Annotated in this window: 22 protein-coding genes; 12 read left to right on the plus strand and 10 right to left on the minus strand. The window is 69.8% G+C overall.

All coding sequences use genetic code 11. From position 1 onward, the window contains the following. Window positions 1-178: 178 nt before the first annotated feature. Together SD37_RS02610 and SD37_RS02615 are read left to right on the plus strand one after the other, a co-directional pair. A complete protein-coding gene (locus tag SD37_RS02610; RefSeq protein ID WP_044853675.1) occupies window positions 179-1,495 on the plus strand; it encodes an MFS transporter in 1,317 nt (438 codons plus the stop codon). Beyond that, window positions 1,492-3,336, plus strand: coding sequence for a helix-turn-helix domain-containing protein (locus SD37_RS02615; RefSeq protein WP_044853676.1), 1,845 nt, complete (start codon window positions 1,492-1,494; stop codon window positions 3,334-3,336). Before SD37_RS02610 ends, SD37_RS02615 begins: the two co-directional genes overlap by 4 nt. Here SD37_RS02615 and SD37_RS02620 read toward each other — a convergent pair. Both SD37_RS02620 and SD37_RS02625 read right to left on the minus strand, forming a co-directional pair. Further along, window positions 3,314-3,898 (minus strand): nitroreductase family protein, encoded by a 585-nt coding sequence (locus SD37_RS02620; RefSeq protein ID WP_044853677.1) that lies wholly within the window; start codon window positions 3,896-3,898, stop codon window positions 3,314-3,316. The two genes, SD37_RS02615 and SD37_RS02620, sit on opposite strands and share 23 nt — an antisense overlap. A 4-nt stretch (window positions 3,899-3,902) precedes the next feature. Then, complete coding sequence (locus SD37_RS02625; RefSeq protein WP_174567816.1) at window positions 3,903-5,177, minus strand: tannase/feruloyl esterase family alpha/beta hydrolase; 1,275 nt, start codon at window positions 5,175-5,177, stop codon at window positions 3,903-3,905. Between the two features lie 119 nt (window positions 5,178-5,296). Between SD37_RS02625 and SD37_RS02630 the strand changes: the two genes are divergently transcribed. Next, a complete protein-coding gene (locus SD37_RS02630; RefSeq protein ID WP_044853678.1) occupies window positions 5,297-6,151 on the plus strand; it encodes an extracellular catalytic domain type 1 short-chain-length polyhydroxyalkanoate depolymerase in 855 nt (284 codons plus the stop codon). Here the strand turns inward: SD37_RS02630 and SD37_RS02635 are convergent. Next, on the minus strand, window positions 6,128-6,433 hold the full coding sequence (locus SD37_RS02635) for an ArsR/SmtB family transcription factor (protein WP_037318491.1): 306 nt from the start codon (window positions 6,431-6,433) through the stop codon (window positions 6,128-6,130). The genes SD37_RS02630 and SD37_RS02635 overlap by 24 nt on opposite strands. A 51-nt stretch (window positions 6,434-6,484) precedes the next feature. Here SD37_RS02635 and SD37_RS02640 point away from each other — a divergent pair, with 51 nt between their 5' ends. Then, the gene (locus SD37_RS02640; protein WP_044853679.1) at window positions 6,485-7,654 is read left to right on the plus strand and encodes an MFS transporter; all 1,170 of its coding nucleotides are present in this window, start codon (window positions 6,485-6,487) and stop codon (window positions 7,652-7,654) included. A 97-nt stretch (window positions 7,655-7,751) separates the two neighbouring features. On the opposite strand, the gene nicT is transcribed toward SD37_RS02640, so the two are convergent. The 7 genes from nicT to SD37_RS02675 all read right to left on the minus strand — a co-directional run bounded on the left by nicT (window position 7,752) and on the right by SD37_RS02675 (window position 17,370). Continuing rightward, on the minus strand, window positions 7,752-8,855 hold the full coding sequence (gene nicT, locus SD37_RS02645) for a Nickel transporter NicT (protein ID WP_044853680.1): 1,104 nt from the start codon (window positions 8,853-8,855) through the stop codon (window positions 7,752-7,754). Window positions 8,856-8,929: 74 nt separating this feature from the next. Further along, the gene (locus SD37_RS02650; protein ID WP_044853681.1) at window positions 8,930-9,859 is read right to left on the minus strand and encodes an N-acetylmuramic acid 6-phosphate etherase; all 930 of its coding nucleotides are present in this window, start codon (window positions 9,857-9,859) and stop codon (window positions 8,930-8,932) included. A gap of 17 nt (window positions 9,860-9,876) precedes the next feature. Continuing rightward, window positions 9,877-10,875: a MurR/RpiR family transcriptional regulator gene (locus SD37_RS02655; RefSeq protein ID WP_037318479.1), complete on the minus strand. Its 999-nt coding sequence runs from the start codon at window positions 10,873-10,875 to the stop codon at window positions 9,877-9,879. A 210-nt stretch (window positions 10,876-11,085) separates the two neighbouring features. Then, the gene (locus SD37_RS02660; protein ID WP_145926506.1) at window positions 11,086-12,861 is read right to left on the minus strand and encodes a serine hydrolase; all 1,776 of its coding nucleotides are present in this window, start codon (window positions 12,859-12,861) and stop codon (window positions 11,086-11,088) included. Between the two features lie 11 nt (window positions 12,862-12,872). Further along, the gene (locus tag SD37_RS02665) at window positions 12,873-14,141 is read right to left on the minus strand and encodes an exo-beta-N-acetylmuramidase NamZ family protein (protein WP_044853682.1); all 1,269 of its coding nucleotides are present in this window, start codon (window positions 14,139-14,141) and stop codon (window positions 12,873-12,875) included. Then, on the minus strand, window positions 14,138-15,952 hold the full coding sequence (locus tag SD37_RS02670; RefSeq protein WP_044853683.1) for a glycoside hydrolase family 3 protein: 1,815 nt from the start codon (window positions 15,950-15,952) through the stop codon (window positions 14,138-14,140). Before SD37_RS02670 ends, SD37_RS02665 begins: the two co-directional genes overlap by 4 nt. Before the next feature lie 620 nt (window positions 15,953-16,572). Further along, complete coding sequence (locus SD37_RS02675; RefSeq protein ID WP_044853684.1) at window positions 16,573-17,370, minus strand: HAD family hydrolase; 798 nt, start codon at window positions 17,368-17,370, stop codon at window positions 16,573-16,575. A gap of 595 nt (window positions 17,371-17,965) precedes the next feature. Here SD37_RS02675 and ssd point away from each other — a divergent pair. The 8 genes from ssd (at window position 17,966) to SD37_RS02715 (ending at window position 23,426) form a co-directional block, all read left to right on the plus strand. Next, complete coding sequence (ssd, locus tag SD37_RS02680; RefSeq protein WP_044853685.1) at window positions 17,966-19,039, plus strand: septum site-determining protein Ssd; 1,074 nt, start codon at window positions 17,966-17,968, stop codon at window positions 19,037-19,039. Further along, complete coding sequence (locus SD37_RS02685) at window positions 19,036-20,178, plus strand: TadA family conjugal transfer-associated ATPase (protein ID WP_037318466.1); 1,143 nt, start codon at window positions 19,036-19,038, stop codon at window positions 20,176-20,178. The genes ssd and SD37_RS02685 overlap by 4 nt, the downstream gene beginning before the upstream one ends. Further along, window positions 20,175-20,912 carry a type II secretion system F family protein gene (locus SD37_RS02690; protein WP_044853686.1) on the plus strand — a complete coding sequence of 246 codons (738 nt, stop codon included), beginning with the start codon at window positions 20,175-20,177 and terminating at the stop codon, window positions 20,910-20,912. Before SD37_RS02685 ends, SD37_RS02690 begins: the two co-directional genes overlap by 4 nt. Beyond that, a complete protein-coding gene (locus tag SD37_RS02695) occupies window positions 20,906-21,484 on the plus strand; it encodes a type II secretion system F family protein (protein WP_044853687.1) in 579 nt (192 codons plus the stop codon). Before SD37_RS02690 ends, SD37_RS02695 begins: the two co-directional genes overlap by 7 nt. Window positions 21,485-21,499: 15 nt before the next feature. Continuing rightward, on the plus strand, window positions 21,500-21,673 hold the full coding sequence (locus tag SD37_RS02700; RefSeq protein ID WP_044853688.1) for a DUF4244 domain-containing protein: 174 nt from the start codon (window positions 21,500-21,502) through the stop codon (window positions 21,671-21,673). After that, a complete protein-coding gene (locus tag SD37_RS02705) occupies window positions 21,673-22,029 on the plus strand; it encodes a TadE family type IV pilus minor pilin (RefSeq protein ID WP_044853689.1) in 357 nt (118 codons plus the stop codon). Before SD37_RS02700 ends, SD37_RS02705 begins: the two co-directional genes overlap by 1 nt. Then, complete coding sequence (locus SD37_RS02710; RefSeq protein ID WP_044853690.1) at window positions 22,026-22,382, plus strand: Rv3654c family TadE-like protein; 357 nt, start codon at window positions 22,026-22,028, stop codon at window positions 22,380-22,382. The genes SD37_RS02705 and SD37_RS02710 overlap by 4 nt, the downstream gene beginning before the upstream one ends. Window positions 22,383-22,799: 417 nt before the next feature. Beyond that, on the plus strand, window positions 22,800-23,426 hold the full coding sequence (locus SD37_RS02715) for a bifunctional DNA primase/polymerase (protein ID WP_044853691.1): 627 nt from the start codon (window positions 22,800-22,802) through the stop codon (window positions 23,424-23,426). Window positions 23,427-23,452 lie beyond the last annotated feature (26 nt).

Raw genomic sequence — 23,452 nt, forward strand, 5'->3', positions numbered from 1 at the left:
AACCCGCGACCGCGATCGACGTCGGCAGGGCGCTGCCTGGTCGTCCACCTCACGATGGCGAAAGGGCGCCCCGCCACCGCGATAGCGGGGCCTTCGGCCGGGGCGGGTTCACGCGTTCGGCCGCTTCCCGGATCCACTTCCAGCTCCGCTAACAGTTTCTAACGAAAGGACGCCTTCGGTGACCACGCAGAACCGCGGCTCGATCGCGAAGGTCGTCAGCGCCAGCCTGATCGGCACGACGATCGAGTGGTACGACTTCTTCCTCTACACCTCCGCCGCGGCGCTGGTGTTCGGCAAATTGTTCTTTCCCTCCAACGATCCGCTGACCGGCACGCTGCTCGCGTTCCTCACCTACGCCGTCGGCTTCCTCGCCAGGCCGGTCGGCGGGCTGGTGTTCGGGCACTTCGGCGACCGGGTGGGCCGCAAGAAGCTGCTGGTGCTGAGCCTGCTGCTGATGGGCGGTTCGACCTGCGCGATGGGTGTCCTCCCGACGTACGCCTCCGTCGGTGTCCTGGCGCCGATCCTGCTGACGCTGCTGCGGCTGGTGCAGGGCTTCGCGCTCGGCGGGGAATGGGGCGGCGCCGTCCTGATCGTCTCCGAACACGGCGACGACAAGCGACGCGGATTCTGGGCTTCGTGGCCGCAATGCGGCGCCCCTGGCGGGAACCTGCTCGCGACGGCGGTCCTCACAGTGCTCGCCGCTACGCAGTCGGATGAGGCCTTCCTCAGCTGGGGCTGGCGGATCCCGTTCCTGCTCTCCGGGGTCCTCGTGGTGATCGGGTTGTGGATCCGGCTCGCGGTCAGCGAATCGCCGGTGTTCTTGGCCGCGCAGAAGAACAACACGACCACGCACGCACCGGTCGTCGAGGTGTTCCGGAAGAGCTGGGGCGCGGTGCTGATCACCATCGGCTCGCGGATGGCGGAGAACGTTTCGTACTACGTGATCACCGCGTTCATCCTGGTCTACGTCACCACCGGGCTGGGCCTGCCGAAATCGGCGGGACTCAACGCGGTGCTCATCGGCTCGGCCGTGCATTTCGTGACGATCCCCTTATGGGGCAAGCTTTCCGATCGGATCGGGCGGCGCCCGGTCTATCTGTTCGGCGCGATCGGCATGGCGGTGTGGAGTTTCGCGTTCTTCGCGATGCTCGACACGAAGAACTCCGGTGTCATCATTCTCGCGGCGACCGTGGGGCTGGTGCTGCACGGGGCGATGTACGGCCCGCAGGCCGCGTTCTTCTCCGAACAGTTCCCGACGAGGGTCCGCTACACCGGCCTCTCGGTCGGCGGGCAGCTGTCGTCGATCGCGGCGGGCGCGGTGGCCCCGCTCATCGCGGTCGCCTTGTTCAAGGAGTTCGGGAGCACGATCCCGGTCTCGCTCTACGTCGTCGCGATGTGCGCGCTGACCGTCATCGCCCTGCTCGCCGCCCGGGAGACCAAGGGCGAGTCCCTGCATTCCGAAGTTCTCACGGAGCCCGCTCACGTGTCAGCATGACCGTTGTGGACGGTGCTGGGACGGCGAGGGCGTTGCGCCGGCTGCTCGAACTGCTCGCCTCCGGGGCGGGCAGCGAGCAGCTGGCGCGGGTCCCGGTCGATCCGAAGGCCACCGAGCTGGCGCTGCGGATCCGCGACACCGTCGCCGAGCACCGGCGGCGTGAGGCGGAGCTGGCCGCGCTGTTCGACACGGCGAGCGACCTCGCCAGACTGGACGATCCGGACGCCGTCCTCCGGTCGATCGTGCGGCGGGCGCGGGCGCTCCTCGGCGTGGACGTCTCGTATCTCAGCCTCAACGACGAGACCGAGGGAAACACCTACGTCCGGGTGACCGACGGCTCGGTTTCCGCGCTGTTCCAGGACATCGTGCTGGGCATGGGCGAGGGGCTCGGCGGGCTGGTCGCGCAGACCGCGCGGCCGTACGCGACGGCGGATTACTTCAACGACAAGCGGTTCCGCCATACGTCGTCGATCGACACCGGCGTGCGCGACGAGGGCCTGACGGCGATCCTCGGGGTGCCGCTGGCGATCGGCAGCAAGGTCATCGGCGTCCTGTTCGCCTCGGACCGGAGCACGCGGGAGTTCAGCCCGGAAGAGGTCGCGCTGCTCTCCTCGCTGGCCGACCACGCGGCGATCGCGCTGGACAACGCGCATCTGCTCGACGAGACCCGCCGCGCGGTCGCCGAGCTGAACGCCGCCAACGCGACGATCAGCGCGCACAACGACGCGATGCGCCGCGCCGAAGACGCGCACGACCGGCTGATGGATCTCGTCCTGCGCGGCGGTGACCTGGCCGAGGTCGCCGCCGCGGTCGCGGACGTGCTCGGCGGCGCCATCGCCGTTTACGACGCCGAGGGCGTCGTCCTGGCCAGGACCGGTGGGGACTCGAGCCTTTCGCGGACGGCGGTGTCGGCGTCCAGGGCGAGCGGGCGCGCTGTGTCCACTGAGGATGGTTGGCTGTGCGCCGTCCAAGCGGGACAGGAATTCCTCGGCAGCCTGGTGCTGAGCGGCGGGCCGTCACTCGGCGAGGCGGACCGCCGCCTGTTCGAGCGGGCGGGCGTGGTCACCGCGGTACTGCTGATGCAGCGCCGGTCCGTGGCGCGGGCCGAGGACGAGGTGCGCGGGGAGCTGTTGTCGGATCTGCTCACCGCGCCCGGCCGCAATCCCGCCGCGTTGCTGGCGCGAGCACGTCGCCTCGGGGTCGATTTGTCGACACCGCACGCGGTGCTGATCGCGCATTCCGACGACGTCTCCCGGCGCAGGCTGGCCATGGCCGCCGCCCGGCACGCCGATCTGGTCGGCGTCCACGCCGATGAGGTCGTCCTGCTGGTCCGGGGCGAGGATCCCGGCGCGCTGGCCCGTTCGGTCGCGGCGGAACTCACGTCCACAATGGACTGTGCGGTGACGGTCGGCGCGGCGGGCCCGGCCGCCTCACCGCGGGCGCTGGCCGAGGCGCACGCCGAAGCCGCCCGATGTGTCGCGTCGCTGCTGGCACTGGGCCGGGCGGGTGAGGGCGCGAGCATGGCCGACCTCGGCTTCGTCGGGTTGCTGCTGGGCGAACACGCCGATCTCGGCGCGTACGTGACCGCGACGATCGGCCCGGTGCTCGACTACGACGAACGCCGGGGCACGGACCTGATCGGTACGCTCCGCGCGTATTTCGCCTGTGGCGGCAACCTGACGCGCGCCAAGGATCTCCTTCACGTGCACGTCAACACCGTCGTGCAGCGGCTGGACCGCATCGCGTCGCTGCTGGGCGAGGAATGGCAGGCGCCCGAGCGCGCGCTGGAACTCCAGCTCGCGCTCAGGCTGCACCGCCTCACCAATGACCGAAACGGATGACGTCGTCGAAGTCGCGGCGAGCGATCTTGGTCGCCGACGAGCCCGGCGAGGGGCCGGGTTCGTCGCCGTGGCCGAGCGCCACGACGCCGATCGGGTCGTGATCCTCGGGTACGCCGAACTCGCTGTGGAGCCGCTCCACGCTTTCCGGTGCGAGCCCGAAGAACACGGCGCCCAGGCCTTCGTCGACCGCGGTCTGGAGGATCAGCAGCGTCGCCATCCCGGTGTCGACGTCCCAGTACGGCACACGCCACCATGACTCGTCGCGATCGGCGACTCCCTTGTCCGGCTTGGCGTAGCGGTCGAGGTACGCGTTCTTGACCGAGAGCGGCACGATGGCGACCGGCGCCGTGGTCACTGATTCCGGTGCCCAGCCGGCCCCGAACTCCCAGAACTTCGCGAGTTCCTCGCCGGTGAGGACCAGGAATCCTTGTCCCTGTGAGAAACCGGCCGAGGGACCCTTCAGCGCGTTGCGCAGAATGCGCCGGAGACTGTCCTCGGCGACGGGCTCGTCGGTGAACTTCCGGACCATGCGACGGCGTCGGACGACGTCCTGGAATTCCATGTGATCAGCCTAGTGCGCAAGTGGTCGCGAGGTCGCCGTCCGCGCGGGGGATCGTCGCCGAAGCGGGCGGGCGGACGCCGTCGAGCCAGCCTTCGAGCGCGGGGAACGCCGTGCGGAAGCACGGGCCGATGGGCCTCAGCTTGTCCGGGAACGCGTCGTACAGGCCGTCGACGTGGTTGCCGTCGACGATCCGGTAGTAGCGCTGCAGTCCCGCGCGGCCCTGCTCGGTGATCATCCGCCGGTAGACGTCGGAATCGCGGCTGATGGGGAGGAGCGTGTCGAGGGTGCCGTGCAGGGTGATCAGCGGTTTGCCGATCCGGCCGGTCAGCGAGATCCGTTCGACCGCGTGGTGGACAGACGGCGGGCGAGCGGCGTAGTCGTAATCGTCCCCGGTGAACGCCGGATCGAATTCGGCCTGGTAGATGCGTTGCGTCAGTCCCCAGTAGACGTCGTTGTGGTACGGCCACAGGAATTCCGAGCCCGGCGCGAAACCGGCGTCGAGGATCTTTTGGTGCGCTACCTCGGAACCGGCGGCGTAGGCGGGATAAGCCTTGATCGCGGGCGGTAGGAAGGTGAACAGGTTGGGGCCGTCCTCATGCCAAAGCGTTCCCTCCCAATCGATTCCGCCGTCGTAGAGCCATGGCCGGTTCTCGAGCTGCCAGCGGACGAGGTAGCCGCCGTTGGACATCCCGGCCGCGAGCGTGCGGTCCGGCGGGCGTCCGTAGCGGTGGGCCACGGCGGCTTTCGCGGCGATGGTCAGCTGTGTGACCCGTGAGTTCCACTCCGCGAGCGCGTCACCGGGGCGGCGTCCGTCGGTGTGGAAGCCGGTGCCGGTGTTGCCCTTGTCGGTGGCGGCGAACGCGTACCCCGCGGCGAGTACCTGGTCGCCGATCGCGCGGTCGTTGGCGTACTGCCGCCGCACGCCGGGGGAGCCCGAGACCACGAGGCCGCCGTTCCAGCGGTCGGGCAGGCGCAGCACGAACTGCGCGTCGTGGTTCCAGCCGTGCGCGGTGTTGGCGGTCGACGTGTCCGGGAAATAGCCGTCGATCTGGATGCCCGGAACGCCCTTGGGGGCGGGGAAACCGGCCGACGTCAGACCCGCCCAATCGGCCTGGACGGTGTGCCCGGTGGCCAGGGTGCCGGTGGTGGTCAGATCGTCCAAACAGGACAGTTGCTGTTTCGTGGCCCCGGGAACGCGGACTTGCGCGCATTCACTCGCCGACGCTTCGGCGGGGACTGTCAGGGCCAGCATCGTCGCGAGGACCAGGAAGAGCCGCATCGGCCGACGATAAGCGGCGTTTCCGGTTGCCGGTACCCGGTGCGACCACACAAAACCGCTCGCCGCTGTGGTGGTCTTCCACGTGGAAAACCCGCCGGTGACGGTTTTAGCCTCGGACGATGCGAAAACTCCTCATCGGCGCGGTGGTTTCGGCATTGACCCTTCTCCTTTCGGCTCCGGCGCAGGCGGCGACGATCCGCCCGGTGACCGGATTCGGGAGCAATCCCGGTGCGTTGCGGATGTTCGAATACGTTCCGGACGGGTTGCCGTCCGGCCGTCCGGCGGTGGTCGTGCTGCACGGCTGCACCCAGGACGCGGCCGGATACGCGCGCGGCTCCGGCTGGGTCGGGCTCGCGGACAAGTTGCGTTTCAAACTCGTTCTGCCCCAACAGGTTTCGACGAACAATTTCAGCAAGTGCTTCAACTGGTTCCAGGCGGGTGACATCAAACGCGGATACGGGGAAGCGGAATCGATCGCGCAGATGACGCGCTTCGCGGCCGGAAGCCGGACGTACGTGACCGGGCTGTCGGCGGGCGGGGCGATGACTTCGGTGATGCTGGCGGCGTATCCGGACCTGTTCGCGGGCGGCGGGGTCGTCGCCGGGCTGCCGTACGGGTGCGCGGCTTCGATGATCGACGCGTATCCGTGCATGAATCCCGGCAAGGATCTGACGCCGGAGCAGTGGGGTGACAAGGTGCGGGCCGCGAGTACGGGGCCGCGTTCGCCGGTCAGCGTCTGGCACGGGACCGCGGACCACACGGTCGCCCCGGTGAACCTGCGCGAGCTTGCCGAGCAGTGGACCGACGCCGGCTCCGCCGTCGACACGCACGTCATCGACGGCATGGGCCACGGCCAGCCGATCGCGCCTTCGTCAGGGTGCGGTCAGGCCGGGCCGTATCTGCTCGACGTCGGCGTCTGCGCGGCGGGAGAGCTGGCGGCGAAGTGGCGGTTAGGCGAGGACGGCGTCCAGTAGGCCAGGGAAGCGCTTATGGATGTCTTCGGTGCGTAGCTCGACCCAGCGGGTCCGGCCCTCGACGAACGTCGTCGTGAGGCCGGCCTCGCGCAGGACCTTCCAGTGGTGGGAGAGCGTCGGCGCGCTGATCTCGACGTCGTATTCGGTGATGGCGCAGCTTCGCGGCGAAGGGTTGCTTCGCAGGGCGCGGATCAGCTCCAGGCGCACGGGATCCGCGAGCGCCTGGAGTACCGGCACGATCTCGATCTCGTCGATCGACGGCTGCGGCAGCGTGCTGCTCACTTCGCTCCAACTATTTGACAGGCATCGAATTGTCACGCCACTATACCCCGTATGACGATTCGACGATCATCAAATGATCGGCTCGCTCTGGGGGCTCTTCTGATACTCGCCGTCGGTACCTTCACCGTCGGCACGGATGGGTTCGTCATGAACGGGCTGCTGCCTGTCATCGCCGCGGATCTGCACGTCTCCGAAGCCGTCGCGGGCCAGCTGACCACGGTCTTCGCGGTGACCTACGCGATTTCCTCGCCGCTCATCGCGGCGTTCACCGGACGGCTCGACCGGCGCTGGGTACTCGGGGGCGGGATGGTGCTGTTCACGATCGGCATGGCGGGCCAGGCGCTCGGCGAGTCGTTCGCCGTGGTCGCCGTCGCCCGGGTACTGGCCGCACTGGGCGCCGCCGCGTTCCAGTCCAACGCCTATGTCCTCGCCGGTGCCCTGGCGTCGGACGAGCGCCGCGGCCGCGCGCTGGCCACGGTCTCCAACGGGATGAGCGTGTCGATGGTGCTCGGCGTGCCGATCGGGGTGCTGGCGGGCAACTGGTTCGGCTGGCGCGCGGTGATGTGGGGGATCGGCGCGGTGGCGCTGGTCGTCATGGTGCTCGTACCGCTGCTGCCCGGACTTCGGATGCCGACGGTGTCGTTGCGCGACAGGCTCGTCGTCGTCGCGCGGCCGCCGATCGCGCGCGTGCTCGGCGTGAGCGTTCTCGGCACCGCTGCGGGCTTCGCGGCCTTCGTGTACTTGCCGGTGCTGGTGGCGCCAGTGGCGGTGGGCGCGACGATCTCGTGGCTGCTCGTCGGTTTCGGGATCGGGCAGATCGCGGGGAACGCCTTCGCGGGCCGCGCCACCGACTCGCTGGGCCCCGCACGCGTCCGCTCGATCTCGCTGATCGGCACGGTCGTGACGTTCGCGCTGCTGGACGTCGCCGTGCTGAGCCTGCCCAGCACCCTGGTCCTCGCGCTGGCTTCGGGGACGTTCGGCGGGATGCTGATGGTGCCGCAGCAGCACCGGCTGTTCTCGCTGGCGCCTGACGCGCCGACGGTCGCCCTGGGGCTCAACGGTTCCGCGATCTACGGCGGCGGGGCCCTCGGTGCCGCGCTGGGCGGCGTCGTCCTGTCGTCGGCGGGCGTCTGGTGGGTCGGTCCGGCTGCCGCCTTCGTCGCTCTGCTCGCCTTCGCGCTTTCGGTCCCTTCGCGGGCTGCGGCGCCTCAACCCGCCTGATCAAAAGTGATAGCAAGGGACCTTTGCTATCGTTAGCGTAGGTACGCTAAATAAGCGATAGCAAAGGTCCCTTGCTCTCTTTTTGCAGGTCAGAGGGCTACTCGGCGGGCAGGTGGGCCGACCAGCGCTCCTCGATCCGCGCGAAGCGCCATACGAGAAGCGCGAAGAGCCACGTGAGCACGAAGAGCGCTACGACCGCGTAGCCGACGTAGTCCAGACTCAGCGCCCCGATCGCCGCGAGCGGTCCGGTCGTGATGCCGAATCGTTCGGTGAGGATCGAGATCAGCTCGATCGTGCCGACGAGCAGCGCGACCGCGACGGAAAGCGCGGTCACGGTGAGGTTGTAGTAGATCTTCCGCACCGGCCTCGCGAAGGCCCAGCCGTACGCGTAGTTCATGAAGCATCCGTCGGCGGTGTCGAACAGCGTCATCCCCGCGGCGAAGAGGATCGGCAGCACCAGGATGGCGTACCAGGGCAGGGAGAACGCGGCCGCGCCACCGGCGAGGACCAGCAGGCTGATCTCGGTCGCGGTGTCGAAACCGAGGCCGAACAGCACGCCGATCGGGTAGATGTGCCACGGCTTGCGCACGGCCTTCGTGGCGCCACGGAGCAGCCGGTTCATGAAGCCGCGGTTGTCGAGCTGCCGTTCCAGCGCCGCTTCGTCGAACTCGCCCCGCCGCATCCGCCGGAACACCTTCACGATGCCGACCAGCACCACCAGGTTCATGATCCCGATGAGGTACAGGAACACCGCCGAGACGGACGTCCCGATCAGCCCGGTCGCCCGGTGCAACGCCGACGAGTCGTCCTCGACGGCGCCGGCGAGCGCGCGGACGCCGAGCGACAACAGCAGGCAGAGGGCGAAGACGATCGTCGAATGCCCGAGGGAGAACCAGAAACCCACCGAAAGCGGCCGCTGCCCCTCGGCCATCAGTTTGCGGGTGGTGTTGTCGATCGCGGCGATGTGGTCCGCGTCGAACGCGTGCCGCATCCCGAGCACGAAAGCGGTTACGCCGAGGCCGACCCCGAACACACCCGTGGCGCCGAGCTCATAGCCGCGCGGCGCCACGAAAAGCGTCAGGACCCCCCAGCCCACGACGTTCAGCAGCAGGATGAATCCAGCCATTCCGGCCAGGGACGCCCGTTCGCGTCGCGTGAGCGCGAGGCGTCGGGATGAACGGGTTCGTCCGCCGGTGCTCATGACCACCCGGCCTCTCAGTCGTGAATACCTGAGAGCCTAAGCAGATGAGCAGGTGATGGGCAATCGGTACTGGTTCAGCTCGCGCGCACCCGCAGGGAGTCGAGAGCCTTGCGTACGTGGCCATCGCTGGCCGCCAGCGCCTTCGCCGCGTTCGCGACGTCCTCGCCGGACAACAGATGGACCAGCGCGACCTTGAGGTCGCCGTCGGCCTCGGTGAGCGCGTCGGAACAGTCCGCCATGCTCATCCCGGTGGCCTCGCGCAGGATCCGGATGGTCCGCCCGCGCAGCTTCGCGTTGGTCGCGCGCATGCTGACCATCAGGTTCGAGTACGTCCGGCCCAGCTTGATCATCGTCGCGGTCGAGAACGCGGTGAGGATGATCTTCTGCGCCGTGCCCGCCTTCATCCGCGTCGACCCGGCGATCGCTTCCGGGCCGGTGTCCACCGCGATGAGGACATCGACACCGGGCGGCGTCACCGCGGCCGGATTGCCCGAAACCAGGGCTGTCCGGGCACCGCGACGGCTGGCCGCGGCCAGCGCGCCGAGCACGTAGGGCGTCCGGCCGGAAGCCGTCAGCCCCAGCACGAAGTCACCGGGCGCGACGTCCTCGGCCACCTCGGCGGCCCCGGCCTTCGCGTTGTCCTCGGCGTCTTCGACGGCCTGGCGCAGAGCGCGCGCGCCGCCCGCGTGATGCGCGATGAACCAGTCGGAGGGCACGTTGAACGTCGGCACGAGTTCCGCCGCGTCCAACGTCGCCAGCCTGCCGGAGGTACCTGCCCCGAAGTAGTGCACGCGGTGCCCCGACCGCAGCGCCTCCACGGCGAAGTCGACCGCCCGCGCCACCTGCGGCAGAACGGCCGCGACGGCTTCGGGGACCCGGCGGTCCTCGGCGTTGATCGCGCCGAGGATGCCCATGGTCGACATCAGGTCGATGTCGGTCGTCCGTGGATTGCGCTGTTCGGTTGGCGAATCGACGTGCACCACCTGGCGTGGGACGGTCATCATGCGCCTCACTTTTTCGCTCATTTGCCGGTTTCCCGCGGCCGTCGCCTGCCGTCGGGCCGTACGCCCAGCCGGTGCGAACCCACCGCGTCCCTGGTCGCGTCGAGCGCGTTGACCGACGCGTCCATGTGCCGCTGCGCGACACCGATGAACAGGCAGTCGATGACGGTCAGCTGTGCGATGCGACTGGCTGTCGCACCGGAACGGAACGTCGTCTCCCGTGCCGCCGTGGTCAGCACGTGGTCGGAGACCTCGGTGATCGGCGAACGCGGGAAGTTCGTGACCGCGACGGTGATCGCGCCGTGCTCGCGAGCCACCCGCAGCGCCTCGACGGTGTCCGTGGTCGCGCCCGTGTGGGAGATGCCGATCGCGACGTCTCCGGGGCTCAGCACGGCGGCCGAGGTCAGCATGATGTGCGTGTCGGACCAGGCGAAGCTGACCCGGCCGATGCGGTGCAGCTTCTGCTGCAGGTCCGCGGCGACGAACGCGCTCGCGCCCACGCCGTAGACGTCCACCCGGCCCGCGCCTGCCAGGACATCGATCACCCGCTGTAGCGACGGGATGTCGAGCTGGTCGGCGGTCTCCTCCACGGCACGGGCGTCCGCGAAGCTCACCTTGCCGATCACGGCGGCCAGGTCGTCCTCCGGGCCGATCTCGCCGCCGAGGTTCCGGCTCGACCGGGCCTCCGTGCGGGCGGTGTCGGCCGCCAAGGCGATCCTGAGCTGCGGATAACCCCCGACGCCGACGGCCTTGCAGAACCGCGTGACGGTGGTTTCGCTGGTGTTGGCCGCGAGTGCGACCTCCGTGATGCTGCGCCGCGCGACCGTCGCCGGGTCGTCGAGGACGACCTTCGCGACGCGCTGCTCCGCCCGGGCGAGCCCAGGCAGAAGTGAGCGGATCCGGACAAGCGGGCTCGCGTCAGCGTCCCGTGTCGGCTGCGCCGGCACGGCCTCGGACGGTGCGGCCGCGATTACGGAATCGGTATCGCCCACCGTGGGAAAGTTACTAACCGTTGGCATCTGCGACAAGGCTACCCACACCCTTCGGGAAGATCGCAACCTATCCGTGTCTGCGGATTCGATTTGCGATTAATCGTTGACCAGAAAGTCGCTAACCAGGTCGAGGCCGTTAACGAGGTCGAGCTAACGACTTGGCAACTTAGTGTCGCGATGCAAGGGGCTGTGTCCCGGTCAACGGGGCCGTACGGTCACCGCATCGGAGCTGTCCGGTTACCTAGTGCTCAACTTCCAACCGGTAGCGACGAAAGTAGGGGGATTATGCTCACTGTCCAGCAGTATGTGGCCGCGTTCAGTGACTTTCACACCGTCCAAAGAAATTCCGCGCCCGGTGTAACGAGCATCGGTCGTGTAACGCCAGCGGAGGGTGATTTGTGAGCTTTGTGGCACTTCGGCGGCGACCCGCCACCACGCCCGATGGCCATGCCCGCCGAGACCGGTCTGGTCACCCGCGGGAGCCCCTGGTCCGTTTGCACGCAGAGTAATCGTTTTCCAGGTCGCTCCGTCGTCGGTACTTATTTCCAGAAAAAGCGAATCAGCGGGCCCTTCGGTGTCCACGAAGGCATCGAAGGAGACCTTCAGCGGCCCGCCGTAGGTCCGCAGTGGGCGGGTCGTGAGCGTGGCTGTGGAGACATCTCCGGCTCCGCTGAACCAGGCGTCCCGCCCGCGTACCGGGCGGACCGCCATCGCCTTCGCGAGCGAACTCGCCCACGTCTCCCTGGCGAGGTTGATCGAGCCCCAGGTCCGCGTCGGGTGCACGCGGTTGGTGAGCAGGATCGCGAACGACCGCGAGAGCGGATCGATCACCAAGGACGTCCCGGTGAACCCGGTGTGCCCGGCGGTCGAGGGCGCCGACAGGGCGCCCATGTACCAGGGCTGGTCGAGTTCGAAGCCGAGCCCGTGGGCGTTGTCGGGGAACTTGTGGTTGTAGTTCGTCAGCATCGCCCGCACGGTCTCCTCGCGCAGGATCCGCTGACCGCGGTACGCGCCGCCGTTGAGGATCGTCTGCGCCAGCACGGCCATGTCGGCCGCCGTGGAGAACACGCCCGCGTGCCCGGCGACGCCGCCCAGCGACCACGCGTTCTCGTCGTGGACCACGCCCCGCACGAGCCCCCGCGGCGGCTTCGCGGCGTACTCGGTCGCCGCGACCCTGGCCAGTTTCGAAGCCGGCGGGTTGTACCCGGTGTCGGCCAGGCCCAGCGGTGCCGCGATGCGGTCCTGGACCACCTTGTCCAGCGGCGCTCCGGCCACCTTCTCGACCAGGAAGCCGAGCGTCAGCAGGTTGATGTCGGAGTAGAGGTACGTACTGCCCGGCGGGTTCTTCAGCGGGCTGTCGAGGACGGCCTTCCGGCGCGAAGGGATGTCCGGGTAGCCCTCCCACAGCGACGGGAGCGGCGTCGCGGCGAACCCCGACACGTGGGTGAGCAGCTGTTGGACGGTGACGGACTCCTTGCCGTTCACCCCGAACTCCGGCAGATACCGCACCACCGGCGCCGAGATCTCCAGCTTGCCGGTCTCGGCCAGCTGCATCACCGCGATGGAGGTGAACAGCTTCGAGATCGAAGCCATGTCGAAGATCGTGTCCGCGCGCATCGGGACCTGCTGCTCCGGCGGCAGCTCGGTGCCGTTCGCGTCGGCGTAGCGGACCGCGCCGCCGACGGCCTGGCGTTCGACGATCACGCCGTCGTGCGCCAGCAGCCCGACCGCGCCGGAGAAGTGTGGATGCCCGGTGGCGTCCGGTTTCGTCCAGCCGTCGATGAACCGCTCGGCCGCCTCGATCGGCGCCGGGTCGAGCCCGACGTCCGCGGGCGCGCCGTCACGCAGGACGGTGGACGCGGGCGCGAAACCCACCCGCGGCCTGTCGAACCGCCCGGCCGCGCGGTTTCCTTGGTCTTCGGTACCCGGAATCGCCTGTGCTCCCGCCGTCGACAGCGTGGTCGCCGCGACCAGGACGGAAACAGCCGCGATCAGGATCTTCCTAACACGCACGGTCGTTCCCCTCAGCGATAGATGAGATGGCGACGGCGTTTCCGGTCGAACTCGGCCAGTTCGGCCTGCCAGGACCCGACGATCTCGTCCACCCCGGCGCCCTTGTCGACCATCGTGCGCAGCCTGTCGGAACCCGAGAGCTTGTCGAGGAAGTTGTCGGGCCGCCACTTGAACTTGTCCGGATGCACCTGCTTCGCGGTGACGAACATGGTGACCGCGGTGCGGATGGCGTCGAACGCCCGCGGGTCCGTGATCGTCACCTGCACACCGCCGCACGGCTCGTTGACGAACTTGCCGAACGTCGGCACGAAGTACGCCTCACGGAACTTCACGCCGGGAAGCCGCAGCTCGCCGAGCTTCTCGCGCCAGCGCCAATCGAGGCCCGGCGCGCCGATGATCTCGAACGGCCTGGTGGTCCCGCGGCCTTCGGAGAACACGGTGCCTTCGAACATCCCGGTGCCGGGGTAGACGAGCGCGGTGTCCGGCGTCGGCATGTTCGGACTCGGCGGGACCCAGGTCAGCCCGGTGCGGTCGAAGAGCTGGTCACGCCGCCAATCGCGGACCTCGACGATCTCCAGTCTGCCCGGGGTGACCCCTTCGGCAGGCAGGAACTCGGCGGCGAAGAACCGTGCGAGTTCACCGACGGTCATGCCGTGCTGCTGCACGATCGGCTTCCGGCCGACCCCCGACGCGTACGCCGGGTCCAGCATCGGCCCGGCGGCCTTGCCGCCCAACGGGTTCGGCCGGTCCAGCACGACCACGGCCGCGCCGACCCTGGCCGCCGCGACCATCGCCGTGTACAGCGACCAGATGTAGGTGTAGAACCGCGCGCCGACGTCGGCGATGTCGAACACGACGGTGTCGACGCCGGCCTTCGTGAACATCCCGGCGAGCTTCGTCGCGTCCGCGCCGTACGCGTCGTAGACGGGGACGCCAGTGCGAGGGTCGGTGTAGTCGCCTTCGGAACCGCCCGCCTGCGCGCTGCCGCGGAAACCGTGTTCGGGGCCGAACGCGGCGAGCGGGCGGACTCCGGCGGCCACCATCGAGTCGACGATGTGATCGCCGTTCGCCAGCACACCCGTCGGATTCGACAGCACGCCGAGCTTGCGGCCGGACAGCGGCGCCCAGCCCCGCGCCGCGAGGACGTCCGCTCCGGTGCGGGTGAGCGGGGGACCTTTGCTCTCGCTTGGCGCCTGGGCCTGCGCGACCGAGGACCCGGCCGTCAGCGTGGGGACCGCGAGCGCGCCCGCGGCGAGAAAGTGACGGCGGTTGAGGTTCACCAGGTCAGCCCGTGTCCGAAGGGGTATTTCACCGTGCCCACGTCCTTGCCCGCGGGGACGTCCACCGGCAGTTTGCCCTGCGGCTTCACCTTCCCGAGGAGCACCTTCGCCAGCGCCTCGAGCGAAGGCGAGATGTACCCGTACGTCGCGAGCCAGGTCTTGACGGGGTTCTCGTAGCCGGCGTCGTAAGGGATCTGCGCGGCGACGGCGACCACGGGTTTCCCGGTGCCGGCCAGCGCCTGCAACAGCTTGCCCTGCAACGGATACGTGCCGACGTTGTTGGTCAGCACCACGACCAGGTCCACGTTCTGCGCCGCCGCGACCGCCTGCGCGATCTGCGCGTCGGTCGGGGTCTGACCGGTCTGCAGCGCCGTCGCGCTCGTGCCGTGCGCGGTGAGCTTCGCGGCCAGCGACGCCGTCGTGCTCACGCCCCAGCCGGTCACGAGTGTCTTCGCGGGCTGCTGCTTGAGCGGGAGGACGCCACCGTCGTTGCGGATCGCGGTGACCGAGCGATCGGCGATGCCCTGCGCGGTCGCGAGGTTCGCCGGCGTGCCGACCTTCGAGGCGACCTTGGCCGGGTCGACGAACGGCGAGGTCAGGATGCCCCGGTCCAGCTTGAGCTTGAGGATCCGCAGGACGCTCTCGTCGAGGCGGCGTTCGGTCAGCTCGCCCTTGCGGACCGCGTCGAGCACCGAGTTGATCGCGAGGTCCAGGTTCACCGGCATGAGCAGCTGGTCGGCGCCCGCCTTGAGCGCCAGTACCGGGATCTCCGCGTCGGTGTGCATCTCGCGCACGGCGTCCATCGAGAGCGAGTCGGTGACGACGACGCCGCGGTAACCGAGTTCTCCGCGCAGCTTGCCGGTGAGGATCGGCTTCGACAGCGTCGCGGGCTCACCCGACGGGTCGAGGCTGGGGAACTGGATGTGCGCGCTCATGATCGAGTCGATGCCCGCCTCGATGGCGGCCTTGAACGGCGGCACGTCGGTCGCACGCCAGCTGGCCTCGCTCCGGTCGATCCGGGGCAGTTCGAGGTGACTGTCGGTGGCCGCGTCACCGTGACCGGGGAAGTGCTTCGCGGCGGCCGACACGGTCTCCGTGCGGCGGCCGGAGTCCTGGAAGCCCTTCACCTGTGCCGCGACGAACTGGCTCGCCAGCTCCGGGCGGCCGGAGAAGGAACGGACGCCGATCACCGGGTTCGCCGGGTTGGAGTTCACGTCGGCGTCCGGCGCGAAGTCCTGGTTGATGCCGACGGCGCGCAGCTCGTGGCCCAGTATCCGCGCGGCCTCCTGCGCGGCGGCGGTGTCGCGGCCTGCCGAGATCGCCATCGCGTTCGGCAGTTCGGTGGCGGGGGAACCCATCCGGGTGACCGTGCCGCCTTCCTGGTCGGTCGCGATCTGCAGCGGGATGCGGGCGCCGCTGCGTACGGCGGCCCGCTGGAGCCCGTTCGACAGCTTGGCGACCTGTACCGGGTCGTCGAAGTTGTCGCGGCTGTCGTTGTTGAAGTAGATGACGCCGCCGAGGTGGTACTTCTCGATCACCTGCGCCGGGGTGTCCACTCCGAAGTCGGCCTTGTTCTTGGCGTTGACCTCGTCGGCGGACTTCCCGTTCACCCACGTGACGAACAGCTGCCCGACCTTCTCCTCCAGGCTCAGCCCGCGCAGCGTCCGCTGTGCTTCCGCGTCCGCCGTCACCGGCTGCGCGGTGGCCGGAACGCCCGCCGCGGCTCCAGCGGCGAGAGTGAGCAGACCCGCGAGGGGCAGGGCGAGCGCATGGATCCTCCGATGACGGGCGTGCGCGGTTCGGGTCGTCACCTCAAGCCTCCCAGATTCGTGCCTGACTCTCAGGTGGAAAGAAGTCCACCCGGAAGCACTGATATCCGGAAGCTACCCACGAGCACTTTGCTTGTCCATCAGCCACCCCCGCGATCGGACCGTTCATACACAAAGGGACGCGAAGTGGCCGGTCACGACGGGAAACGGGGGCGTCTGCCGTGCGTGATCGGACCGGTCACGACGGGGAAAGACGGGCAAAACACTGGCGGCGCCCGTCGGCCGAAGCCGGCGGGCGCCGCCAGTCAGTGCGGACCACTCGGGCGACCAAGCGTGCAACTCTGGTCGTACCTTCATGGACTCGGCGTCCGGCGTCCCGGTACGCAGTCCCTAGACGACGAGCCTCCCGCGGCGCGCTGCGCGTGGGTACCCGGTGTCCGCACACGGAGATTCGCCGGGGTGGAACAGGCTTCTCTTCTACCTGTTCCCTGGCCGACCGAACGTCCGCACCTACTTTCTACGCCGTGAGCCGGGTCACTTCAAGTGCGCAGACGGGTGCACCGGTACAGAGGCTCGATCTAGTGACACGGGCACCCTCCGCGACGGACAATTCGCGGCCCTGGCTGCGAAAACCGGTCCGGTACCGCCGTGTGGGTGTGCGCTCAGCGAGTGCGTTTGCGCCGGTTGTAGCCGTACCAGGTGGCGCCCGCGGCGACCGCTCCGAGCGCCACGAGACCCGCCGAGCGGGCCGGGATCCGGGTCCGCAGCGACATCGGGTGCTCGAACGCGAGGATCTCCCAGCCCTGTTCGGTCGCGTGCTTGCGCAGGACGCGGTCGGGGTTGACCGCGTGCGGCCTTCCGACGGCTTCGAGGAGCGGGATGTCGGTGCTCGAGTCGGTGTACGCGTGGCATTGCGTGAGGTCGTAGCCGTAGGTCGCCGCGAGTTGCTTCGCGGCGACGGCCTTGTTCTCGCCGTAGCAATAGAAATCGACTTCGCCGGAGTAGCGGCCGTCGACGATTTGCATCCGCGTGGCGACACTCCGTGTCGCGCCGAGCATTTCGGCGACCGGGGCGACGACCTCTTCGCCGGTCGCCGAAAGCACGACGACGTCGTGACCGTCGGCGCGATGCGCGGAGATCAGTTCGGCGGCCTCGGCGTAGACGAGAGGGTCGACGACGTCGTGCAGCGTTTCGCGGACGATCGCGGACACCTGTGCGACGTCCCATCCGGTGCACAGCGCGGAAACCTCGGCCCGCATCCGTTCCGTTTTCGCCGCGTCCGCACCCGCGAGAGAGAAGACGAGCTGGGCATAAGCGCTGCGAAGCGCGGCTCGGCGGTTGATCAGGCCTTCGCGCAATAGAGGCTTGCTGAAGGCCAGCGCGCTCGAGGACGCGATGATCGTCTTGTCGAGATCGAAGAACGCCGCGACCGGGCTCGGTGTCGTGCTGGGTTGGGCCACTCGCCAAGGATAGGAGAGCCGGAGGGCGGCTCGCCCGTTGGTCGACCACGATCGGGATACGACGGTGGAAAATTCACGACCGCGAACAGGATCCGGCGCGTCGTGCCGTTACCGAATTGTGGGTACCGCTGTCCGCCGCAACGGGCCGGTACCGGAGTTACAGTGAGAATGTCCGGTCTTGTACCGGGCCCAGGTTCAGTCCGACCCCCCGGGGCTGAACCCCAGGCGGCCCTCGTCCCTCCCCCCTGGCGAGGGCCGCCCTCTTATTTTCCCGCCCTGCCAAAGGTTCAGATCTCGTCGGTCGCGGAAACTTCGTCGAGTCAAGGCCGAATCAGACCGGGCTCGCCATTTGCCCTTTGTTCGCAACCTTTTTCGTGCCTTTCGTGGTGGAGAAACGAGAAAAGGTGCCCGGTGTGGAAAGCCGGAAAGTGTGCCAGAAGGGTCCGACGGAAACGGTGGGAAATGGGTTTCCGCCGTCGGAGTTGTCCACAACACCCCAGTTGTCCACAGGCGGGAGGGAATGGCGTTGTGCGAGAGCGGACGCGGCGCGACCGTGGAGTCACAGACCGAGTCCGACCGAACCCCTGGGGGAGTCATGGCCGAGGAACATCCGCTCGTCGTCGCCGGAGACGACGTCCTGCTCGACGAGATCCTGCGCGTGGCCGCGGCGGCGGGCTGCGAGGTCGAACGCGCACCCGATCTGGCCGCCGCTCGCGGGAGGTGGGCCCGCGCGCCACTCGTCGTACTCGACGAAGAAGCCGCGAGGACACCGAGCAAGTTGCTGCGGCGGAACAAGGTCCTGCTCGTCTGCAAGGGCGCGCCGACACCGTTGACTTGGGAACGTGCCTTCAACACCGGTTCGGAGAAGGTCCTTTCGCTCCCGGACGAGGAAGGCGACCTCATCGGCGCGTTCGCGGACGTCGTCGACGGGCCCGCGCGTGACGACGGCGTCGTCATCGGCGTGATCGGCGGGCGGGGCGGAGCCGGGGCCTCCGTGCTGGCGGCCGCCGTCGCGTACCGGGCGGAGAAGTCCGGGAGCGGCGGGCTACTCGTCGACTGCGATCCACTCGGCGGCGGCATCGACGTCCTCCTCGCCGCCGAACGCGATCGCGGGCCGCGCTGGCCGGAACTCGACCTCGGCGGCCGGGTGTCCATGACGGCCTTGAGCGAAGCCCTGCCGCGGAAACGGTACGCGACCGGAGCACTGTCCTTTGTGTCCTATGGCCGGGAAGGCCGCGGTCCCGATCCGGCCGCGATCGAGGGGGTGCTGCACGCCGGACGGCGGGCGGGGCGGACGGTCGTCTGCGATCTGCCGAGGTATTTCGGTGCCGAGACGGCCACGGTGCTCGGACTGGCCGATCTGGTCGTGGTCGTCGTCCCGGCGGAACTCCGCGCCTGCGCCGCGGCGAGACAGGTCCTCGCCAGGCTCGAACCTCAGGCGACACGGATCGGGGTCGCCGTCCGCACGCCGTCTCCCGCCGGATTGGACCCGCGAGAGATCGCCGACGCCGTCGGCGCCCCGCTCATCGCGTCGATGGGCCGTGAGCGGTCCCTGTCGGCAGCTCTCGACCGCGGCGAGTTCGTCCTCAAGCATCGCGGGCAACTGGCCTCGGCCGCCGCCGACGTCCTCGCGGCCGCGCACGGGAATCCGGCCGGAGTGCCGCGATGAGCGACGATCTGGTGGAGCGGGTCCGGCGGCGGCTGGCCGGATCGGCCGTCCCGGCGGATCCGGTGAGCGTCGCGCGGGCGGTCCGCGCCGAAGCGGGCGGCGCGCTCGGGCAGGACGCCGTCCTCGGAGCGGTGCGGTTGGCCCGCGACGAGTTCGTCGGCGCCGGGCCACTCGCGCCGCTTCTCGAAAACCCTTGCACCACCGACGTCCTCGTCACCGCGCCGGACGAGGTCTGGACCGACACCGGACAAGGTCTCGAAAGGACGGAGATCCGTTTCGCGGACGAAGAGGCCGTCCGCAGGCTGGCCCAGCGGCTCGCCCTCGCCGGCGGACGGCGGCTGGACGACGCGCAGCCCTTCACCGACTGCTGGCTGCCGGGAGTGGGACCGCACGGCCGGATCCGGATGCACGCGATCCTCCCGCCGATCGCGCCGGCCGGGACCTCCCTTTCGCTCCGTGTGCTGCGTCCGGCCACCCATGACCTCGCCGCGTTGCGCTTGCGCGGGGCGTTCGGCACCAGTGGCGCGGAGCTGCTCGATTCGGTCCTCCGCCGACGGCTCGCGTTCCTCGTGTCCGGCGGGACCGGGGCGGGCAAGACGACCTTGCTTTCCGCGCTGCTCGGCGCGGTGTCCCCGGCCGAACGCATCGTCTGTGTCGAGGACGCCGGTGAACTGCAACCGGACCATCCGCAGTTCGTCAGCCTGATCGCCCGCCCCGCCAACGTCGAGGGCGCAGGGGAGATCGGACTCGGCGAACTGGTCCGGCAGGCGTTGCGCATGCGCCCGGATCGGCTGGTCGTGGGCGAGGTGCGGGGCGAAGAGGTCTGCGCGCTGCTCAACGCGATGAACACCGGGCACGAGGGCGGAGCCTGCACCCTGCACGCCAATTCGCCGTCGGAGGTCCCGGCCCGGATGGAGGCGCTGGCCGCGCTGGGCGGGCTGAAACGGGACGCGTTGCACAGCCAGCTGACCGCGGCGGTGCGGGTCGTCCTGCACATGCGCCGTCTGCCGAGCGGGATCCGGCGGCTGGACGAGGTCGGCGTGCTGCGTTCGTTCCGAGGCGAGGCCAAGGTGGTCCCGGTGTGGAGCCAGGGCCATTGGATCGGCGACGAGACACCGTTCGAGGAGATGGCGGCGTGAACCCGTGGTTCCTCCTTTCCTGTGGCGCCGGGCTGGCCTGCTGGCCGAGACCGGTGGCGGGCACCCCGTTCTCATGGCGCCTTCCGCGGGCCGTTCGCGCGGGCTGGTGGCTGTTGCCTGCTGTGCTCGTCCTGCCGGTTTTCGGGTTCGGCTGGGCGACGGCGACGCTGATGCTCACCTTCGCCGTTCGCCAGGAGCACCGGCACCGGGCACGGGCGAAGGCGGCGATGGCCGAAGCCGAACTCACCGCGTCCGTGCTGCGGACGATGATCGGTGAACTCCGGGCGGGCGCTCATCCGGTGACGGCGGCCGAAGCCGCGGCGGAAGCGGTGCCCGCGGCGTCCGGACGGCTGCGCGGGCTGATCGCGGCCGCCCGGCTCGGCGGGACGGCCGATCCCGGCGCGCCACCGGCGCTGGCGAACGCGTGGGCGCTCGCGAGCAGGTACGGGCTCCCGATGGCCGACGTGCTCGACGCCGCGCGCCGGGACGCCGAGGCGGAGGCCGGTTTCCGCCGCCGTCTCAAGGCCAAGATGGCAGGCCCCCGGGCGAGCGCCGCCGTGCTCGCGGTCCTCCCGCTGGTCTGCCTGCCGCTCGGCGAGGCGATGGGGGCGGGCCCGGTCCGCGTCCTCACCGAAACGGGCGCCGGCCGGCTGCTGCTCGTCGTGGGCGCCGGGCTGATCTGGGCGGGTACGGCCTGGTGCCGGGCACTCACCGGGCGGGTGGCGCCATGCTGACCGGAACGGCGTTGATCCTGCTGGGCGCCGCGCTCTGCTGCTGGCCACGCCACGGCCCCTGGGTCGCCGCACGGCCGGGACGTCTCCTCACCTGGCTCCGGGAACGGACCTCCCGGGACAAGGGCGGCTCAGAACTCCTCCGCTCCGCGGCCATCCTCGATCTCCTGGCCGCCTGTCTGGCCGGTGGGCTCCCGGTGCCCGTCGCGCTCGAAGCCGTCGCGCCCTCGGCGTCGTCGGCGACCGCGACGGCGCTGCGTTCGGTCGCGGCGCATCTCGCCGTGGGCGCCGGACCCGCCGAAGCCTGGGCTCCGGTCCGTGACCGGCCCGGCCTGACCGAACTGTCCGTCGCCGCGGTGCGCACCGCGAGGGCGGGCACCGCGCTGGCGGCGCATGCGAAAGATCTCGCGTCCCGGCTGCGCGAGTCGCTTTCCGCCGAAGCCGAGGAACGGGCCGAAAGGGCCGGAGTGCTGCTGGCCGCGCCTATCGGTCTCTGTTTCCTTCCCGCGTTCCTCTGCCTCGGTGTCCTGCCCGTCGTGCTCGGCCTCGCCGGCCGTCTCGACGGCTTCCTCTGAGCGAAAGGCGAATCCATGAGCAAGTTCCCCACCTTCGGCGAGGACGACGGCATGGCGACGGTCGAATACGCCATCGCCACTCTGGCCGCGGCGGCACTGGCCGGTGTCCTCTACCTGATCGTCAACGGCGAGGCCGTCGTCGCCGGGCTCACCGCGCTCATCGAGCGGGCCTTGTCGGTGAAGTCCTGATGCCCGGCGGCGACCGCGGGTCCGTCACGGTGGAGGCCGCGCTCGGCATCGGCGCGCTGACGTTCGTCTCGGCCCTGCTGCTGTCCGGGATCGGGGTCGCCGCCGATCAGCTCCGCTGCACCGACGCCGCCCGCGAGGCGGCCCGGCTCCTCGCCCGCGGCCAACCCGCCCGTGCCGAACAGGCGGTTCGGGAGATAGCGCCACCCGGCGCCCGGCTGGACGTCGTCCGCGAAGGGGACGCCATCACCGCCGGGGTCGAGGCCGAACCGGTGGCCGGACTGCTGCCCGGAATCCGGCTGCGTTCTCGCGCCTTCGCGATCGCCGAGCCGGCCGCCGAGCCCGGTGGCGGGCCATGAACGCGGACGACCGCGGGGTCGCGACCGCGTGGACGGCCTCGATCCTCGCCGTCCTGATCTCCGTGGCGGCGTTCACCTTCTGGATGGGCGCGGCCGTCGCGACCCGGCATCACACCGAGGCCGCCGCCGATCTGGCCGCGCTCGCCGCGGCTTCGCACTCGGCCGACGGTCCCGCCGCCGCCTGCGAACGGGCCCGCCAGGTCACCGTCCGGATGTCGGTCACGCTGCTGACCTGCCGATGGGAGCGAGGCGACGCGCTGGTCGAGGTGCGATCGGCGGTGCCCGGCCACCTGGGGGACGTCGGTCAGGCGGAGGCGCGCGCCCGGGCCGGTCCGGTCGGCCGGCCACCGTGACGGGCGTCGCACGGTGAACGGTCGCCCGGCGGTGACCGGCCGGTAGTACGGGTGAGTAACCGCCGGGCGCGAGCAGCGGTCGTTGGTGCGCGGCGAGCGGTCGAAGTCATGATCAGCGCCCCGCCGAACGGTCAGGCGACTCCCCTGTGAGCGGGGTCACGACGACGAGATGCCCTGCTCGGCTGCGACGAACGGTGCCGAACCGGTCGCGTCCGCCCGTTCATCGGACGTGCGGCGTTCGGTCCGTCCTGTCGGGCTACCGCGCGTTCATCGCTAAGTAACCGCCGGTTGTCGCGTGAGGTCTTCTCCCGATGTGCAACTTGCCGTTTATTGAGATGTGCGCCACCTCGAGAAGGTCGCCGGGTGGCGCGGCACAGGACAGACACAGGACAGAGTTGACCTGAGGCAGGGACAGTAATGTTGGACGCGAATTGGCCGGACAGCTGGCGGGGCGCCTTCCGCATCGAAATGCGGGCGGAGGCGATCGGCCTCGCGTGGCGTGGCTGGCCGGTGCTCCCGGGAGCGGAGCCCGCCGCGATCACCCCGGAAGGTGACGACCTCACCTGGCGGCGTCCCGTCCCGGCCCAGGACAACTGGCGTGAACTGATCGAGACCCACCCGCACGAGGTCGCCACCTGGTTCGGCGACGACACCCACAGCCTGCTCGTGGCCACCGGCACCGTGCTGGACGCCATCGAGGTTGACGACGAGCTCGGCAAGCGGGCCGCCCGCCTGCTGCGCGCCACCGGTCACCCGGCCCCGATCGTCGCGATGCCGAACGGCCGCTGGCTGTTCCTCACCACCGTCGCCGCGAGCATCCCGCAGGAACTGGCCGCGCAGGCCTCGATCCAGTGGCACGGCGCGAACGACTACATCCCGCTGCCTCCGTCGCCGTTCCAGCACGGTGTCGTGCACTGGCGGGTCAAGCCCGAGGTCTGGGGCTGGCAGCTGCCCGAGGCCGCCGAGGTGCACGACGTGCTCGTGCGTGCGCTGGCCGGCGACAAGGCCACCGCCCCCGTGGCGACCCTGACCACCGCCGCCTGATCAACCCACAATTTCAAGCCATATCG

This window comes from Amycolatopsis orientalis (assembly GCF_000943515.2).
Classification (GTDB): Bacteria; Actinomycetota; Actinomycetes; order Mycobacteriales; family Pseudonocardiaceae; genus Amycolatopsis; species Amycolatopsis orientalis.